Here is a 17159-nt window from a genome sequence, read left to right as displayed (position 1 = left end):
AAAGAAATTTCTAGTATGTTTCGCCTGTCAATTCTTTTAGCCTTATTTCGGATACCTTTGCATCATATTGTGCTGTATAGCTCCGAGTCATTACATTGATGTAGTTTAACTGCGCTGTTCTTACTTCCAAAGTTGTGATGGTACCGATACGGAATTTATCCATGGTGATGTTTAAATTTTCTTTTGCCAGCTCCTCGTTTTTCCGTTCTACATGAGCCAGTTCCATATTGGTGATGTAGGTTTGGAACAGCGTTCTGACCTGTGCCTGAATATCTTGTTTTTGTTGTTGTATCTGCAGCTCAGAACCTTTAATCTGAAATTTAGCGATCCGTTCGTTTCTATTTTGAAGAAATCCATTGAAAATATTAAGGGAAGCCGATATACCGTAGGTAAGACCTCTATTTTTATTTTCTGTCGAGAAACCGAGGGAGGAGTGGGATTCGTTCCAGTTGTAACCACTGTTTAATCCAATTTTGGGATAACGTTCGGCCTTAACTGCTTTTAAGTTGAGTTCGGCCACCCGATTGTTGATGATGGCGAGCTGGATTTGTGGATTTTGGCGATCGGCAATTTCGATCAGATTACCAAGTTTAAGATCCGTATCAAGTTTCATTTCATCTTCAACCTGAAAATCTAGGCTCAAGTCGCGTGTCATCAGCTGATTGAGGTAAGTCTTGGTATTTTTGAAGCTTTCCTGCTGTCTGAGTAAGTTTGTCTGATCGGTATTTAAATCGACTTTCGCATTCAGGAGATCCAGCTTGGAGCCTTTTCCGATCTCCAGGCGATTTTCGGCCAGCGTGACGCGGTATCTCGATAAGGTAATGGTGGTATCCAGTGCGTTTATCAGGCGCTTTTGCTGCACCAGATTGTAATAGGTTGCCATGACTTCGCTGAGCTGGGTGATCACTTGATATTTGATCTCCGCTTCCCCTTGGCGTTGTATTTCTTTGAAGCGATCGCGACGGGCAAACATACCCAATCCATCGAATATCGTCCAGTTTAGGTTGACTCCATAAGACATGTTGTCGTTTTTTGCATTGGAGATCTGCTGTATTTGACCATCTGCTCTGACCTGTCTGGAGTTCTGGATGGAGTTGCTTCTGTTGAACGTTCCAGTTACTGCTGGAAGCATACCGGCGCTTCCTAAACTGGTATTCTCCATATCAATGTTATTGTCATTTTTAGCCAGGAGAATATTGAAGTTATTGCTCAACGTGGTTTTCAGTGCATCTTCCAAAGTCAGTACTTCTTGCGCCCGAGCTTGAAACATGATGGAGTAAAGTAATACTAATAGGATGAAATTTCTCTTCATGTCTTTATTATTCGTAGCTTTTAATGTTATCAAATTCAGGTCTATGCTTTTTTTGTCTTGACCACATGTAATAGATCGCCGGGATAATGAATAAGGTTAGGATAAGGGAGAATATTGTACCGCCAACGATCACAACCCCCATACCAATTCTGCTGGTCGAAGCAGCTCCAAGTGACATGGCGATCGGTAATGCACCCAAGGCGATGGCTAAACTTGTCATTAGGATCGGTCTGAGGCGTGATTCGGCAGAGTGCATAATTGCCTCAAATTTTTCCATCCCTTCTTCACGCATTTGGTTGGCAAACTCAACAATCAGGATACCATTTTTGGTCACGAGACCGATAAGCATAATTGTTCCAATTTGACTGAATATATTCCAGGTTTGATCAAATAGCCATAGACTTATTAGTGCACCGGCAACGGCCATAGGCACCGTAAGGATAATGATAAATGGGTCGAGGAAGCTCTCAAATTGGGCTGCCAAGATTAGATATATAAGCAATAAAGCAAGACCAAAAGCAAATAAGGTATTGGAGCTACTTTCAACGAAGTCACGTGATTCACCACTAAGGTCAGTGGTGAAGCTCTGGTCGAGTACCTTTTCTTTTATGCGATCCATTGCTGCAATTCCGTCGCTCATGCTCATGCCTGGCGCCAAGCCAGCTGAAACTGTAGCCGACATGTACCGGTTATTGTGGTAGAGTTGTGGTGGGCTGCTTTCTTCCCTGACGCTTACGACGTTATCTAACTGGATAAGCTGACCGATGTTATTACGTACATAAATTGAAGCAAGGTCTGTCGGCGTAGCTCTACGGTCGTTTTCAACTTGGCCAATGACCTGATATTGTTTGCCATCACGCATAAAATAGGCGAAACGTTGACCGCTTAACAACAATTGGAGGGACTGTGAAACGTCAAGTACGGAAACACCCAGACTAAGTGCTTTCAGACGATCAATTTCGACATGCAGTTCGGGCTTGTTGAACTTCAGGTTGATATCCGTTGTCGAGAATGCTGGATCGCTGTTGACCTCATTCATAAATTCGGGAATCTTTTCCTGAAGTTTTTCAAAATTTTGTGCTTGGATAATGTACTGAACAGGTAATCCACCTCTTCGATTCATGGATATCGTTGGCGTTTGAGAAACATTTACGCGTACGGCATCGTATTGTTTTGTCCATTTAGTGAGCTCCTTGGCAATATCGTCCTGTGATTTTTTGCGCTCACCAGGATCAACCAAAGTCATCCGTATACGTCCGGAGTTGACTGAGCTCGCGCCGAAACCCGGAGAGGTAATGTTTAAACTGATTTTGTTTTCAGGAATGGAGTCGTAGACCAATTTGTCCAATTCCTGCATGTAGCGATCCATGTATTCATAGGTGGCACCTTCAGGACCTGTTACATTGACGGAGATGTTACTTCTGTCATCATAAGGCGCTGTTTCCTTTTTAATGGAGGAGAAAAGGATACCAATAATGATAAAACATAGGATCAGAATTGGAAAGCTTATCCATTTGAATTTCATAAATTTTTCCAGAGCCTTGGCATAACCTTTATTCATTTTGACAAACATGGGTTCTGTCCAATCGTAAAACTTCGTCTTTTTGTGGCCACCACCTTTGATCAGATAAGCGTTGAGCATCGGTGTAAGGGTGAGGGAAACAAATGCCGAAACCAATACGGCCGAGGCGATGACGACACCAAATTCCCGGAACAGCCTTCCCACAAAGCCCTGAAGAAATATAACCGGTAAAAATACCGCTGCAAGTGTAATTGAAATGGAAATAACAGCGAAGAATATTTCCTTAGACCCTTTTAGCGCGGCTTCAATTGGAGACATTCCTTCTTCAACTTTCTTGAAGATATTTTCGGTAACAACGATCCCGTCGTCGACGACAAGCCCCGTCGCGAGTACAATAGCGAGTAGCGTCAGTACATTGATGGAAAAACCAAAAATATACATAATAAAGAATGTCGCAATCAAGGATACCGGAATATCCAATAACGGACGTAACGCTATGCCCCAGTCTCGAAAGAAAAAATAAATAATTAGAGTGACCAGTATGATCGAAATCAGGAGTGTCTCGGCGACTTCTTCAACTGATTTTTTGATGAATGTCGTATTATCAGAAGCGATGTTGAGTATAATATCCTGCGGCAGATCTTCTTTGATCTGATCGAGCATTTTATAAAAATTGTTGGCAATATCAAGGTAATTTGTCCCCGGTTGCGGAATAATGGCAATACCGACCAGCTGTTTACCATTACTCACCATTTTTGTTTCGAGATTCTCAGCGTCTATTTCGGCCCGACCAATATCGGTAAACTTGACGATACGGCTGCTGTCGGCTTTTAGAATGATGTTGTTGAATTGATCGGGGGTAGACAGATTGCCTATAGTTTTTACGGTGAGCTCGGTTGTGTTTCCGACAATTTTTCCCGAAGGTAATTCAACATTCTGATTATTTAATGCTGTACGAATATCTGAAGCCGTGATACCATAGGCAGCCATACGGTCGGGATTGAGCCATAGCCGCATGGCGTAACGTTTTTGGCCATAGATCTGTGTGCTGCTGACGCCGGGGATGGTTTGTAACCTTTCAGAAATCACATTTTCGGCGTAGTCGCTCAGCGACAGTTTGTCGCGTGTCTCACTTTGCAATGTCAACGTAATAATGGGATCGGAATCCGCATCGGCTTTGGATACCACCGGTGGAGCATCAATATCCTGTGGTAGGCTTCGGACGGCTTGGGATACTTTATCCCGGACATCATTTGCGGCTTCCTCCAGGTTCTTTTTTAAATCAAACTCGATGGTAATATTGCTGGATCCCTGGTTACTCGAAGAAGAGATGTTACGAATACCATCGATCGAGTTTATGGCCTTCTCTAGTGGCTCGGTAATCTGAGATTCAATGATATCAGGATTGGCACCGGCATAATTTGTTCTGACAGAAACAATGGCGGGGTCAATGGAGGGGTATTCGCGTACGCCCAGAAAACTAAAACCAATATAGCCAAACAAGATGATGGTAATATTGACGACAATAGTTAAAACAGGGCGTTTAATAAAAACTGCAGATAAATTCATGTACAACTAGTTAGCTAATGATACCTTAACTTTTGCTCCATCTTTTAAAGACAGAACGCCCGTGGTTAAAACGGTGTCGCCGGCACTGATGCCAGATAGAATAACGATGTCCTTGTCGGTACGTGCACCTGTTTCAACCTTCACTTCCTTGGCGAGGCCGTGCTGTAGTACAAAGACCTTCTTTCCGTCCTGTACGGGAACAATAGCTTCTGTAGGAATGGATATCGCATCGTTTTCCACTTCGATCGGCACAATAACGTTAACAAAGGATCCGACTTTCAATTTGCCCTGATCGTTCGTCGCTCTGGCGCGGACAGTGAGTGTTCTGGTGTTAAGTGATACTTGTGGTTCAATAGCGTAAATGTTTGCTGTAATGATCGTTGGGTCGTTGGCTACACTGAACTCAATGGGCATATTTATTTTAACTATATTGCTGTATTTTTCGGGCACTGCAAAAGTAACTTTGACAAGATTGTCCTTCACTAAATTTGTAATCAGGGTACTGGATGAGACAATGGCACCTACGGAAATGTTCCGAAGTCCAATCATGCCACTAAAAGGGGCGCGGATGGTTGTTTTGGATATTTGTGCCTGAATCAACTGGATCTGTGCTAAGGAGGTTTTTAAGGCTGCACTGGCAATATCAAACTCTTCCTGACTGATTGCTCCTTTTTGCAACAGCAGTTTGGCCCGACGTTCATTTTCGGCATTCAGCTGATTTGTTGTTTGCGCTTGTCTTAATTGTGCCTGCAGCTCAATATCATCGATCTTGATCAAGGGCTCGCCCTGTTTGATGCGCTGTCCTTCAGAGAAATAGATTTTGGTGATTCGACCACTTACTTCACTTCTGATTTCAACCTGCTCTTCTGCGTCAATGCTTCCCGAGAGATTAATGGATCTATCGGCGACGGAAGATTTGGCAATGATAGCCTGTGCGGGGACGGGCATATCTTTTTTTCCATTGGGCTTATCAGCTTCTTTTTTATCTTTTTTAGCAGTTATCAGAAAGTATCCACCTCCAAACACAGCACAGGCCAAAAGGAGGTAAATGATCGATTTTTTATTCATACGATATAGTCTCTTATGTACTTTTTACATTTAACAGGTAAATATAGGTTTATTATTATGCCGATATCAGTTGTCAAAAGGATTTTACAATACCACGAAAACTTTGCAAATGGACAGCGAAATGGACGAGCGCGAATGGTTGGAAATAAAAAAAGCTAGAAATAACTTTCTAGCTTCCTGTTTACTATTTCTTTGATTTTGCTTTTGGTTGGACTTCTTTTGGAGCCTCTTGTTTTACTTCCGCCTTGATTGCAGTTTTCGATACATGTGGTCTTCTTTTTCCAAAAGAACCATTCGATATTTTTCCTCTTCTGGTCTTGATGTCACCTTTTCCCATAGTGTGAAATATTTTGGTTTTAACAAATTTTATTAATTACCTAAATATACCACATTCTTTTTAGATATTCAATTTGTTCATTTTTAAATGATTGGAAAAATACGTTTTTGAACAGTTATGGTGAAATTTTGGTTAATGGTGTCGAAAAATAAATTATTGACCGGCTTGTTTTCGGCGACCAAATAGGGGATCTCTACTATTTTGTTCTTTAACTTGAGACGGTAGTAGCCGTATAATAAACCTTTGGTCGTTTGAATTGATTCGATTTTCTGAACGGCTTCTATGTCCTTAAACATGTTAAAAGCATAATTTTCTCCTTTGAGCTGTTCAATAAAAACTTCATTGGTTTTGGCATTGTACCAGATTTGCTGGCTTTTGAGCTTGCTAAAGTGGTTGTTGAACAGAAAAAGATAACCTAGCAGGAAAAAGGCTATCGGAAGCAGGAACAGGACAATTTTTATCTTCATGAACAGCAAGACGGTGATCAAAATGAGGACAACCCCCATCATGGCGTTGGAAACGCTCTTCTTTAGATTTGCCTGGATGACCGGAGATGAAGCTTCAATCAACTGAAAACCTGATTTTAAATTTCTGGACATATCCTCGGTAAACCCAAATAGATTGAATTTTTTGCGTATCACCAGATAAGCAATAAGAATAATAAGTCCAATGATCAAAAACCGCATATTTTTCTAATATTGTTCGTCTTCGTTCGGATACTGTACCGCTTTTACTTCGGCCACATAATGAGCTACTGCAGTTGTGATCTGTTCGTGCAAATTAGCGAAATGACGCATAAATTTTGGTTTGAAATCAGCATTCATACCCAGCATATCGTTAACCACAAGGACTTGTCCATCGCAATCCGGTCCAGCTCCAATACCAACTGTTGGAATCACCAATTTTTCGGTAACTGTTTTAGCTAATTTTGCAGGTATCTTTTCCAAAACAATGGCAAAACAGCCCGCCTCCTGTAAAGCGAGGGCATCGTCTATTAATTTAGCGGCTTCTTGTTCTTCTTTCGCCCGCACACCAAAATTTCCAAATTTATTGATGGATTGGGGAGTCAAGCCCAGGTGTCCACATACAGGGATGCCTCCGGCAATGATTTTTTTGATGTTTTCGATGATTTCAAGACCTCCTTCTAGTTTCAATGCGTGCGCACCTGATTCTTTCATCATACGTACGGCGGCATTGTAAGCCTCATTGGCGGAGCCCTGATAAGATCCAAATGGCAAATCTGCCAACACCATGGCACGTTCGGTACCTCTAGCAACGGCAGCGGCATGGTAGATCATATTATCTAGGGTGATAGGCAAGGTAGTTTCGTAGCCAGCGAATACGTTAGCAGCAGAATCTCCAATTAAAATAACGTCAACACCGGCTTGATCGACCATTTTGGCCATGGAGTAATCATAGCTTGTAAGCATAGAAATCTTTTCCTGACGTTCTTTCATGGCTTGCAGCATTGCTGTGCTTACTCGTTTCATTTCTTTGTTTACAGACATCTTAACTTATATTGTGTGTTCAAAAGTAAGCTTTTTATCATACATTGACCAATATTCTGCCTTGTGTTTTGTATTTTTGCAGAATGATACAAAATGAGACTCGTCTATTTAAATTCCCCAAATTTTCAGAATTAATCATCCATGAGGATGAAAATTTGATCGTTATCAATAAACCGCCGTTTGTCGCTTCGTTAGATGAACGTGAGGGAGGGGAGGTCAATATTCTTCGTTTGGCGAAGAAATATCATCCTGATGCACAGGTGTGCCACCGCCTGGATAAAGAGACCTCGGGTATTTTACTAATTGCAAAAAATCCAGAAACATACCGTACAATCTCCATTGCATTTGAAAAAAGAAAAGTGAATAAGATTTATCATGCGGTCATAGGAGGTACACATACTTTTCAGGACTTGCTTGTCGATTTACCCATCTTGAACCAGGGCAATAAAAACGTATCTATTGACCGTGCAAACGGTAAACCGGCCGAGACCATCTTCAATTCGATCAAATACTATAAGAATTATACTTTGGTGGAATGTAAACCTATTACAGGACGTATGCACCAAATCCGTATTCACCTCGCCACACAACATGCCGCTATCGTGGGGGATAACATGTATCGCGGTAAACCTGTGTATTTGTCCCAAATTAAGAAAAGGGGATATACATTGTCGAAAGATGAAGAGGAGCAGCCTATTATGAAACGTTTTGCACTCCATTCAAAACAGGTTGAATTTGAGTTGAATGGAGTTAAGATGGCTTTTGAGGCACCTTATCCAAAGGATTTTGCGACCTTATTGAAGCTGTTGGATAAGTTCGATGCTTAATACCGGGATTGCCTAATGAGTCCAAAGACAAGAAACATCATCGGAAATGTTGTATTTGTACTGCTCATCGGTTTGTTGATCTGGCCAACAAGTAGAAGTTATTTTCAGCAATTTTTAATGAAATTGGGGTTTTTCAACCCTAAACTGGAGCTTGTTTCAACTACTAAAGAATCCGACAGGCGGGCTCCAGAGACTTCATTCAATCATGTCTCCTTTGTCAATTCGCGGGGAGAAACAATCAAGGTGGCGGATCTGAAGGGAAAAGTGGTCTTTATTAATTTTTGGGCAACCTGGTGTGCTCCCTGTCGTGCCGAAATGCCTTCGATCAATGTACTCTATGAGCGGTATAAAGATGACCCAAATATAGTGTTTTTAATTGTGGAGATTGAAGGCGACAGGGCTAAGGCAGAGGCTTTCATGAAAGAACAGCAGTTAATCCTACCAATTAGTTTTCCAAATAGCGATATTCCAAAAGAATGGCTCTCGGGACCGATTCCATCAACGGTGATATTGGACAAAGCGGGTAAGATCGCGACACGGCATGAAGGTATGGCGGATTATTCAAGTCCGGATGTAGGCAAATTTATGCAAGATTTAATCAATAAATAATTTTTAAGATCTCTAAATATAGTATGACAAGAGCAGAACTTATTCATCAAATAAAAGCGAAACGCTCATTTCTATGTGTCGGACTCGATACAGACCTCACCAAAATCCCGGAGCATCTTTTAGATGATGAGGATCCGATCTATAGCTTCAATAAGGCCATCATAGATGCAACAGCTGATTTATGTGTTGCCTATAAGCCTAATATTGCGTTTTATGAATGTTATGGTATTAAAGGCTGGCAGTCGCTTCAAAGAACCTGGGCAGCGTTGCCAAAGGATTGTTTCAGTATTGCTGACGCAAAAAGGGGCGATATCGGTAATACGTCGGGACGTTATGCGATGGCATTTTTTGATGAAAAGACGTCTGGACTTGGATTTGATAGTATTACTATCGCACCTTATATGGGGAAGGACTCGGTGACACCATTTTTGGATTTTAACGATAAATGGGCAATCGTACTTGCGTTGACATCGAATGAAGGTAGCCTGGACTTTCAAAATTTTGAAAACAAAGAAGGATTGCAATTGTTCGAACAGGTGATCGATAAAGTCAATACTTGGGGTACACCTGATAATTTGATGTATGTGGTCGGAGCAACACGTGGGGAGGGCTTTATTAAAATTAGAGAACATGCACCAGATCATTTTTTATTGGTTCCAGGAGTGGGGGCTCAAGGCGGCTCGCTTGAAGATGTTTGTAAATTTGGTATGAACAAAGATTGCGGGCTTTTAGTAAACAGCACAAGGGGAATTATCTATGCCTCAAACGGACGTGATTTCGCTGAAAGGGCACGGGAGGAAGCGCTGATTCTACAGAAAGAAATGGAAGTAGAACTGTTAAAAGCAGGCATTATTTCCTGATTTGACATTTAATAATTCATTCGTAATACTTACCTTTGCAGCATGCCAGAAAAAATTATAATTCTAGACTTCGGGTCTCAATACACACAGTTAATCGCTAGACGTGTCAGAGAACTAAATGTGTATTGTGAGATACACCCGTTCAATAAATTGCCAGATTTTGACGATACCGTAAAAGGTGTTATCTTTTCGGGAAGTCCTTATTCTGTTAGACAAGAAGACGCACCGCAAATTGATTTTGTTGCTATTCAGGATCGTTTCCCACTTTTAGGAGTTTGTTACGGAGCGCAATACATTGCTCAAAAATCAGGAGGTGAAGTGTTGCCATCTGAAATTCGTGAATATGGTCGTGCAAATCTGCAGTTTGTCAATAGCGAGAATGAATTATTGGCAGGAGTACCCATTCAATCGCAGGTATGGATGTCACATGGAGACACCATCAAAGAAGTTCCTGCAAATTTTGATATTATTGCAAGTACGGATAAAGTGCGCGTTGCAGCTTATCAAGTAAAAGGCACCCGTACCTATGGTATACAATTCCATCCGGAAGTAACACACAGTACAGATGGTGCTATCTTATTAAAAAACTTTGTTGTAAACATTTGTGGTTGTGCACAGGATTGGACACCAGACGCATTTGTTGAAACAACAGTATCCGCTTTGAAAGAACAATTGGGTGACGATCACGTTATCATGGCTTTGTCAGGGGGCGTAGATTCGACAGTAGCAGCGGTATTGTTGCACCAAGCAATTGGAAAAAATTTACATTGTATTTTCGTAGATCATGGTCTGCTTCGTAAAGATGAATACGAGCAGGTATTGGATTCTTACAAAAATATGGGGTTAAATATTAAAGGAATAAATGCCAAAGATTTATTTTATGGTAGATTAGCTGGGATCTCTGAACCAGAAGAGAAACGCAAAATCATTGGTAATTCATTTATTGATGTTTTTGATGAAGCTGCAAAAGAAATCCAAAAGGAATTACCTGAGGGAATTGAAGCGAAATGGTTGGGACAAGGCACAATTTACCCCGATATTATCGAGTCGGTTTCAGTGAAAGGACCTTCAGCAACAATCAAATCACACCATAACGTTGGTGGTTTACCTGATTTTATGAAATTGAAAGTCGTAGAACCACTTAAAACGTTGTTTAAAGATGAAGTAAGAAGAGTAGGAAAAGCTTTAGAAGTGGATCAGGCAATTTTAGGCAGACATCCCTTCCCTGGACCAGGTTTGGCAATTCGTATTTTAGGTGATATTACGCCTGAGCGTGTACGTATTGTACAAGAGGCTGATGCGATCTTTATCAATAACCTGAAGGAAGCTGGCTGGTACGATAAAGTATGGCAAGCTGGTACAATTTTCTTGCCAGTGCGTTCTGTAGGCGTGATGGGTGACGAGCGTACTTACGAGCATGTTGTTAGCTTACGTGCAGTTGGTTCTCTTGATGGAATGACTGCGGATTGGATACATTTACCATATGACCTGTTGGCAAAAATTTCAAATGAAATTATCAACCATGTGAAAGGAATAAACAGAGTTGTATATGATATCAGTTCAAAACCGCCCGCTACAATTGAGTGGGAATAAAATATGGGTTGCGGCACTTGTAGCATTATGCCTTGCAAGCTGTACAACCAAAAAAAGCACAGTATTGCGTTCGCCTTCCTCTGGTCAAGGCGAACAGCAAACTGCTGTGACTAAACCGGCCGTTGACAAAGAGACGACGATTGCCAAAGTGGGCGATGTGCAAAATGTCAATGGGCACGCCGTGAAGAATAATCGAATAGCACTACTATTGCCATTTGAGTTAAGTGGTATTGCCGGTACAATTACAAAAGAAGATGTGGAGCGTTCTTCCCTGGCACTTGATTTTTATCAGGGGTTTCAGTTGGGCCTTGACAAAATTGCCAAAGAGGGCGCTTTATTTGATTTACAAGTAATTGATTCTCGAGACAATGTTGCCTATAATGCGACCTTGGGGACAGCGGTCAATGTGAAGGATGCCGTACTTGTGGTGGGCCCAGTGTATCCACGTGAGATAAAAAGCTTTGGGCAAACATTTGCAAATAAGAATGTGCTGCAAGTTTCTCCCTTGGCGGCCACTATGGCTTCTGAATTTAGCTTACCTAATTTGGTTTCCATAACACCTTCTATTCGAACACATTCCGAGACATTGGCGAAATATGTTGCTGATCAATACTATACGGGTGATCAAATATTAGTATACGATGCCGGTGACGATGAAAGCAAACAGTTTCTAGTTAATTTTGTTAGCGAAATTTCAAAAGCCAATGCACAGGCAAAAGTGAAAACGGTTTATAATCTTGCTGAACTGGATAATAGTCTTGTCTTGACCGGTTCAAATCATATTGTAAGTGGTACAGCCAATAAGAATCTTGTTAAAGCTTTATTGGATAAGATGGACGAACGCTTTTTGAATCCAGGTAATCAATTTAAGTTGTATGGACATCCAAACATGGCTAAGCTTTCGTATGAGAATTTCGAAAATATGGATTTTTATGGACTTACTATTACTTCTTCCAACTTGGTGAATGAGAGTGATAGTGATACCCGTAAATTTATTGGAAATTATAAATCGGCTTATAAAGTGGACCCGTCTGAATTTTCTTATAAAGGTTATGACGCGGCGTTGTATTTCGGTCGATTGATCCACAAATATGGCGTAGATTATGTTAGCCGAATGACGCAGGATAAGTTTTCGGGATTGAATAGCGATTACAAATTTGAATTTTATCCAAAATGGGGCTATGCCAATAGAGCTTTGGGTATGATGGTTTATCACAACAAAAAATTTGAAAGAAAATAATCTTTGAATGGCGGAATTCAGTGAAAGACGTGTTCATCAGCAAATACGTAATTTTGAGCGGGCAATGGATGGTTTTGAAGCGGATCAACCCTTTTCGCGTTATTTGACTACTTTTTTTAAGCTGAATAAGCAAATGGGATCATCCGATCGCAAGGCTACTTCCCGTTTATGTTATAATTATTTTCGTCTGGGAACGGCAGCTTCGCAGCTGTCACAACAGCGTAGATTGGTGCTTGCGGAATTCCTGTGTGAACACGAAAGCCCCTTGGTGGCTCTTTTTGAGCCTTCGTACAGCGATAAGATCCATCTACCACTGAAGGACAAAATTGCATTTCTGGAATCAGAAGGCGTTTTTAACCTGAATGACCTCTTTCCATTTACGGATCATATTTCTGATGAGATCGACATGGTACAATTTTTAGAGAGCCAGTTGATACAGCCTTATTTATATATTCGGGTGAAACGCGGAAAGACAAAAGTCGTGTGTGCTATTTTGGATAACAATCAGATTCCTTATTCCATGATTGGCGATCAGACTATTGCCTTGAATAATGGAACATCCTTGCAGCGATTTGATACGCTGGATGGAATGATAGAAGTGCAGGATCTTTCTTCACAGCGCACGTTGGATTATATGGATCCAGCTGAAAAGGAATCCTGGTGGGATGCGTGCGCAGCTTCAGGTGGCAAATCTCTCTTATTGATGGACGCTTGTCCGACTGTCAATCTTTTGGTATCCGATGTTCGCATGAGTATTCTCCGAAATCTCGATGAACGTTTTGACCGTGCTGGAATCAAGCATTACCGAAAAAAAATACTTGATCTTACTAAGGATACCTTTGCGCTTCTTGGGAGCGAAAGATTTGATGGGGTGTTATTGGATGCGCCTTGTACAGGATCGGGGACTTGGGGGCGTACACCAGAAATGATTAGACAGTTTCGGGCTGCTAAGATTGGCGAATTCAATGCACTACAAAAAAATATTGCAAGTAATGTAGTAGGACATGTTAAAGTGGGCAAGCCTTTGATTTATATAACCTGCTCCATTTTTAAAGCGGAAAATGAAGATGTTGTCAATTACATTGTGGATAATTTTGGTTTTGAAATCGAACGCATGGACTATTTGAAAGGTTATGAAGAGAAAGCGGATAGTATGTTTGTGGCGCGATTGATTAAAAGGTAATTTTCAGAAGCAATAAAAGCAAAAGGCTATTTTTTCATTGGAAAAAATAGCCTTTTATATGTAGAAATCATTTAGTATCAGTCACATTTACTGGGAATAACGAGCACAGGGCAAGTTGATTTGCGAATGACTGACTCGGATACGGAACCAGAAATGAAATGGTCAAAGCCAGTCCGTCCATTGGTCCCCATAATAATAAGATCGGCGGACCACTCGTGGGATGCCGCCAGAATTTCTTCTTTAATGGATCCGATTCGATTAAAAAGATAAACTTCGCCTGCACCTGTAAACTCGCGGCTTATTTTCTCAAGGTATTTTTGTGCATTATCCTGTTCCATTTCCGATACTTCCGGAACAATGATAGGTTGCTGACCTAATAGTGGATCCGCGCCAAAGTTGGCCGGAGAAGTAGGGGGAACAACAGTGACAAGCGCTATGGAGGCTCCAAATACTGCGGCCATTTCTTTGGCATATAGTATCGCCTTCTCTGAGCATGGTTCGTCGTCGACAGCGACGAGTATCCTTTTGAATTTTGAGTTTGTATTGTCCATTTCTACTATAATTAATTTATCTTCGTCATATAATATATAATCACATTTTTGACGATTTTGTTTTGTTTAGCACATGAAATATGGTATTTGTACACTAGCTCTCGTTCCGTTACGTTCAGAACAGGCACACCGCAGTGAAATGGTTTCTCAGGTATTGTTTGGGGAACTTTTTGAGATCCTTGATGAACAGGCCGATTGGACCTCAATACGTCTATTGGAAACGGACTATTTGGGTTGGATTCAAAACGGACAGTTTCAGGAACTAAACGACTTGGATAGGCAACATTATCTGAGTGGAAAACCTACTATCGTTGGACGGGAGGGTGGAGTTCTTTTTACCGATACAACACAATTTCAGCTCTGTCATGGTACCAAGCTTTATCTAAATACAGGGAATACCGTCAATTTATCGCCATTGACATTAACGTATCAAGGTAGTATCAATACCTTTACCAGAGAGCAATTTGAAACCGAGGTGGTGCGATTGGCCTTAAGTTATAATGACGTTCCTTATCTATGGGGTGGACGTTCACAATGGGGAATTGATTGCTCCGGTTTCTCCCAATTGATTTATCGTTGCTTTGACCTTTCCTTACCTCGCGATGCTTACCAGCAGGCGGAGATGGGGCAGACAGTGGATTTTGTTTCGGAAATACGGGTAGGGGATTTGGCTTTTTTCGATAACGCCGAAGGAAGGATTACCCATGTAGGGATTATGCTGGATCGCGATACGATTATCCACGCTTCAGCGAAAGTGCGTGTCGATCGGATGGATGCGGAGGGCATTTTTAATACTGAACAGAACCGTTACACACACAAACTCCGGATTGTTAAACGGTATACATGATCGCGAAGGACATAAAAAAAGGCTATAAGTAATTATAGCCTTTCCTATTGTTAAATTCCGTACTGACTAGAAGTGGAATTGTACACCTAAAGTTGGCGCTAATGAGTTAACATTCAGACCAAATGTATTTACTGCAACGTCATTCGTTTTATCTTTATTGTAGTTGTAATATAAACCTCTGACTTTTAGTTCGATACCGATTTTGCTTGTCGGGAAGTAAGCTAAACCTGGTGCTAGTTCCACACCATATGATTCGAATTTATTTTTTGTCTCTACGTTATTTACTTCAGTTGTGGTTGTACCCCACGCCATTGGAACTGACAATTGAGCAAAGAATCTTACAGGGCCATTTGCAGAATACTTTCTAGCGAAAGGTGATACCTGAAAAGCATCGTTTTTAACGCTATTATCTTTACTTGTTTCAGTTTTTCCCCAGTTGTAACCAATTCCAGTACCAATTGCCAAGTTGTCGCTTACAAAGTAACCAACTGTTGGGTTGATTGAGAATGAATTATTTTTATGATCAGTATCTTTTACTTTTGATGTTTCGAAGCCAAGTTGACCACCAACCATAATTTTTCCTTGTTCAGTTTGCGCTTGTGCTGCTATTGTTAAACCTGCAATGGCAGTCAATGTTAGTAAAACTTTTTTCATGTCTTTTTTATTTAAAATAGTTTGTTCTAATAAGCCAGTAAATACTTCCTGACTTTTTAAATTTGTTAGTCAAATATCGAAATCTTATTTTAATTTTTTGTCACTAGATTGTCTAGATGTTTTGCCATTATGGTAATTGATAGTGGTTCAGCGCGTTAAAATTTAGTGTATTTTTATTTTTATCGTTTCTATTTAACGATAATGATATTGTCCTGACTTTTTGTTTTTAATTGTCAATTTCAAGTAAGAAGATAAAAAAAAGCCATTTGTCAACAGCGGACAAATGGCTTTTTTTTGTATTTGAAAGACCGATTTTAATCGAAATATTCTTTGATTCGCTCGAAGAATGATTTTTCACTTTTACCTGGTTGAGGTTTAAAGTTTGGTGATTCTTTCAGTTTGTTCAATAATTCTTTTTCTTCGTTAGACACAGCTTTTGGTGTCCAGATATTAACGTATACAAGTTGGTCCCCTTTGTGATAAGAGTTGACTTCGGGAATACCTTTTCCTTTTAACCGTAAAATTTTACCACCTTGTGTACCGGGCTCAATTTTGATCTTCGCTTTTCCATCTATTGTAGGAACTTCCACGCTAGTACCTAAGGTCGCATCTACGAAATTAATGTATAGATCATAGATTACATTTAGTCCATCGCGTTTTAGACTTTCGTGTGGTACTTCTTCGATCAGGATAATTAAATCTCCTGGGACGCCGCCACGCGGAGCAGCATTTCCTTTTCCACTCATGGAAAGTTGCATGCCTTCACTTACACCCGCAGGAATATTGATCGCAATTGTTTCCTCACCGCGTTCGAGTCCTTCACCTCTACAAGTTGTACATTTTGCTGTGATTTCAACACCTTCACCATTACACGTAGGGCAAGTGCTTGTTGTTTGCATTTGTCCTAAGATGGTATTTGTTACTCTTCGAACTGATCCTGATCCGCCACAGGTTTTACAGGTATGGAACGAAGATTTATCTTTAGCACCAGATCCGTCACAAGAATGACAGACCACTTGTTTGTTGACCTTTACCTTTTTCTCGACGCCTTTGGCAATTTCTTCGAGTGTTAATTTAACTTTTATGCGTAAGTTGCTTCCGCGAGCTACCCGACGGCCGCCACGCTGGCCACCGCCACCGCCAAAGAAACTTTCAAATGGATGTCCTCCACCAAAGATATCACCAAATTGGCTGAATATGTCTTCCATATTCATACCGCCGCCACCGCCAAAACCACCACTTGCAGAATTACCGGCATGGCCAAATTGGTCATAACGTTGACGTTTTTGTGGATTGCTCAAGATATCGTATGCCTCAGCAGCTTCCTTAAACTGTTCTTCAGCTTCATGATCACCAGGATTTTTATCCGGATGGTATTTTATCGCTAATTTGCGATATGCTGATTTAATCTCCTTCTCGTCCGCTGATCGCGAGACACCAAGTATATCGTAATAATCTCTTTTTGACATCGTCTTAATA

General features: G+C 40.9%; 16 protein-coding genes. 7 read left to right on the top strand and 9 right to left on the bottom strand.

Translation table 11 applies throughout. The features are described 5' to 3' along the window. Positions 1-10 precede the first annotated feature (10 nt). The 6 genes from B3297_RS17185 to panB all read right to left on the bottom strand — a co-directional run bounded on the left by B3297_RS17185 (position 11) and on the right by panB (position 7316). Positions 11-1312 (bottom strand): TolC family protein, encoded by a 1302-nt coding sequence (locus B3297_RS17185; RefSeq protein ID WP_070561132.1) that lies wholly within the window; start codon positions 1310-1312, stop codon positions 11-13. A gap of 7 nt (positions 1313-1319) precedes the next feature. Then, entirely contained in the window at positions 1320-4403 is a 3084-nt protein-coding gene (locus B3297_RS17180) for an efflux RND transporter permease subunit (protein WP_070561131.1), read from the bottom strand. A gap of 6 nt (positions 4404-4409) precedes the next feature. Then, on the bottom strand, positions 4410-5471 hold the full coding sequence (locus B3297_RS17175) for an efflux RND transporter periplasmic adaptor subunit (protein WP_070561130.1): 1062 nt from the start codon (positions 5469-5471) through the stop codon (positions 4410-4412). Positions 5472-5655: 184 nt separating this feature from the next. Next, positions 5656-5808, bottom strand: coding sequence for a 30S ribosomal protein THX (locus B3297_RS17170; protein ID WP_070561129.1), 153 nt, complete (start codon positions 5806-5808; stop codon positions 5656-5658). An 83-nt stretch (positions 5809-5891) separates the two neighbouring features. Continuing rightward, the gene (locus B3297_RS17165) at positions 5892-6494 is read right to left on the bottom strand and encodes a hypothetical protein (protein WP_070561128.1); all 603 of its coding nucleotides are present in this window, start codon (positions 6492-6494) and stop codon (positions 5892-5894) included. A gap of 6 nt (positions 6495-6500) precedes the next feature. After that, positions 6501-7316: a 3-methyl-2-oxobutanoate hydroxymethyltransferase gene (gene panB, locus B3297_RS17160; RefSeq protein ID WP_070561127.1), complete on the bottom strand. Its 816-nt coding sequence runs from the start codon at positions 7314-7316 to the stop codon at positions 6501-6503. An 83-nt stretch (positions 7317-7399) separates the two neighbouring features. On the opposite strand from panB, the gene B3297_RS17155 reads away from it, so the two are divergent. The 6 genes from B3297_RS17155 to B3297_RS17130 are packed head-to-tail and all read left to right on the top strand — an operon-like array spanning position 7400 to position 13628. After that, a complete protein-coding gene (locus B3297_RS17155; protein WP_070561126.1) occupies positions 7400-8143 on the top strand; it encodes an RluA family pseudouridine synthase in 744 nt (247 codons plus the stop codon). Positions 8144-8158: 15 nt separating this feature from the next. Continuing rightward, on the top strand, positions 8159-8752 hold the full coding sequence (locus B3297_RS17150) for a TlpA family protein disulfide reductase (RefSeq protein WP_070561125.1): 594 nt from the start codon (positions 8159-8161) through the stop codon (positions 8750-8752). Positions 8753-8775: 23 nt separating this feature from the next. Further along, positions 8776-9612: an orotidine-5'-phosphate decarboxylase gene (pyrF, locus tag B3297_RS17145; RefSeq protein ID WP_070561124.1), complete on the top strand. Its 837-nt coding sequence runs from the start codon at positions 8776-8778 to the stop codon at positions 9610-9612. Between the two features lie 42 nt (positions 9613-9654). Continuing rightward, positions 9655-11205 carry a glutamine-hydrolyzing GMP synthase gene (gene guaA / locus B3297_RS17140; RefSeq protein WP_046672899.1) on the top strand — a complete coding sequence of 517 codons (1551 nt, stop codon included), beginning with the start codon at positions 9655-9657 and terminating at the stop codon, positions 11203-11205. Next, positions 11162-12445, top strand: a complete 1284-nt coding sequence (locus B3297_RS17135; RefSeq protein ID WP_083295756.1) for an ABC transporter substrate-binding protein — start codon at positions 11162-11164, stop codon at positions 12443-12445. Before guaA ends, B3297_RS17135 begins: the two co-directional genes overlap by 44 nt. Positions 12446-12452: 7 nt before the next feature. Then, a complete protein-coding gene (locus B3297_RS17130) occupies positions 12453-13628 on the top strand; it encodes an RsmB/NOP family class I SAM-dependent RNA methyltransferase (RefSeq protein ID WP_070561123.1) in 1176 nt (391 codons plus the stop codon). 77 nt (positions 13629-13705) lie between these two features. Here the strand turns inward: B3297_RS17130 and B3297_RS17125 are convergent, their stop codons facing one another. After that, positions 13706-14179 (bottom strand): universal stress protein, encoded by a 474-nt coding sequence (locus tag B3297_RS17125; RefSeq protein ID WP_046672897.1) that lies wholly within the window; start codon positions 14177-14179, stop codon positions 13706-13708. 73 nt (positions 14180-14252) lie between these two features. Here B3297_RS17125 and B3297_RS17120 point away from each other — a divergent pair, with 73 nt between their 5' ends. Then, positions 14253-15026 carry a C40 family peptidase gene (locus tag B3297_RS17120; RefSeq protein WP_070561122.1) on the top strand — a complete coding sequence of 258 codons (774 nt, stop codon included), beginning with the start codon at positions 14253-14255 and terminating at the stop codon, positions 15024-15026. Positions 15027-15092: 66 nt separating this feature from the next. Here B3297_RS17120 and B3297_RS17115 read toward each other — a convergent pair whose 3' ends face one another. Together B3297_RS17115 and dnaJ are read right to left on the bottom strand one after the other, a co-directional pair. After that, on the bottom strand, positions 15093-15680 hold the full coding sequence (locus B3297_RS17115) for a porin family protein (RefSeq protein ID WP_046672895.1): 588 nt from the start codon (positions 15678-15680) through the stop codon (positions 15093-15095). Positions 15681-15994: 314 nt separating this feature from the next. Then, the gene (gene dnaJ / locus B3297_RS17110) at positions 15995-17149 is read right to left on the bottom strand and encodes a molecular chaperone DnaJ (protein ID WP_046672894.1); all 1155 of its coding nucleotides are present in this window, start codon (positions 17147-17149) and stop codon (positions 15995-15997) included. Between the last annotated feature and the right edge of the window lie 10 nt (positions 17150-17159).

Origin of the sequence: Sphingobacterium sp. UBA3519 (assembly GCF_002377215.1) — a bacterium.
Classification (GTDB): domain Bacteria; phylum Bacteroidota; class Bacteroidia; order Sphingobacteriales; family Sphingobacteriaceae; genus Sphingobacterium; species Sphingobacterium multivorum.
Note: the sequence above shows the minus strand (reverse complement) of the source record. Positions and strands in the feature narration are given on the sequence as shown.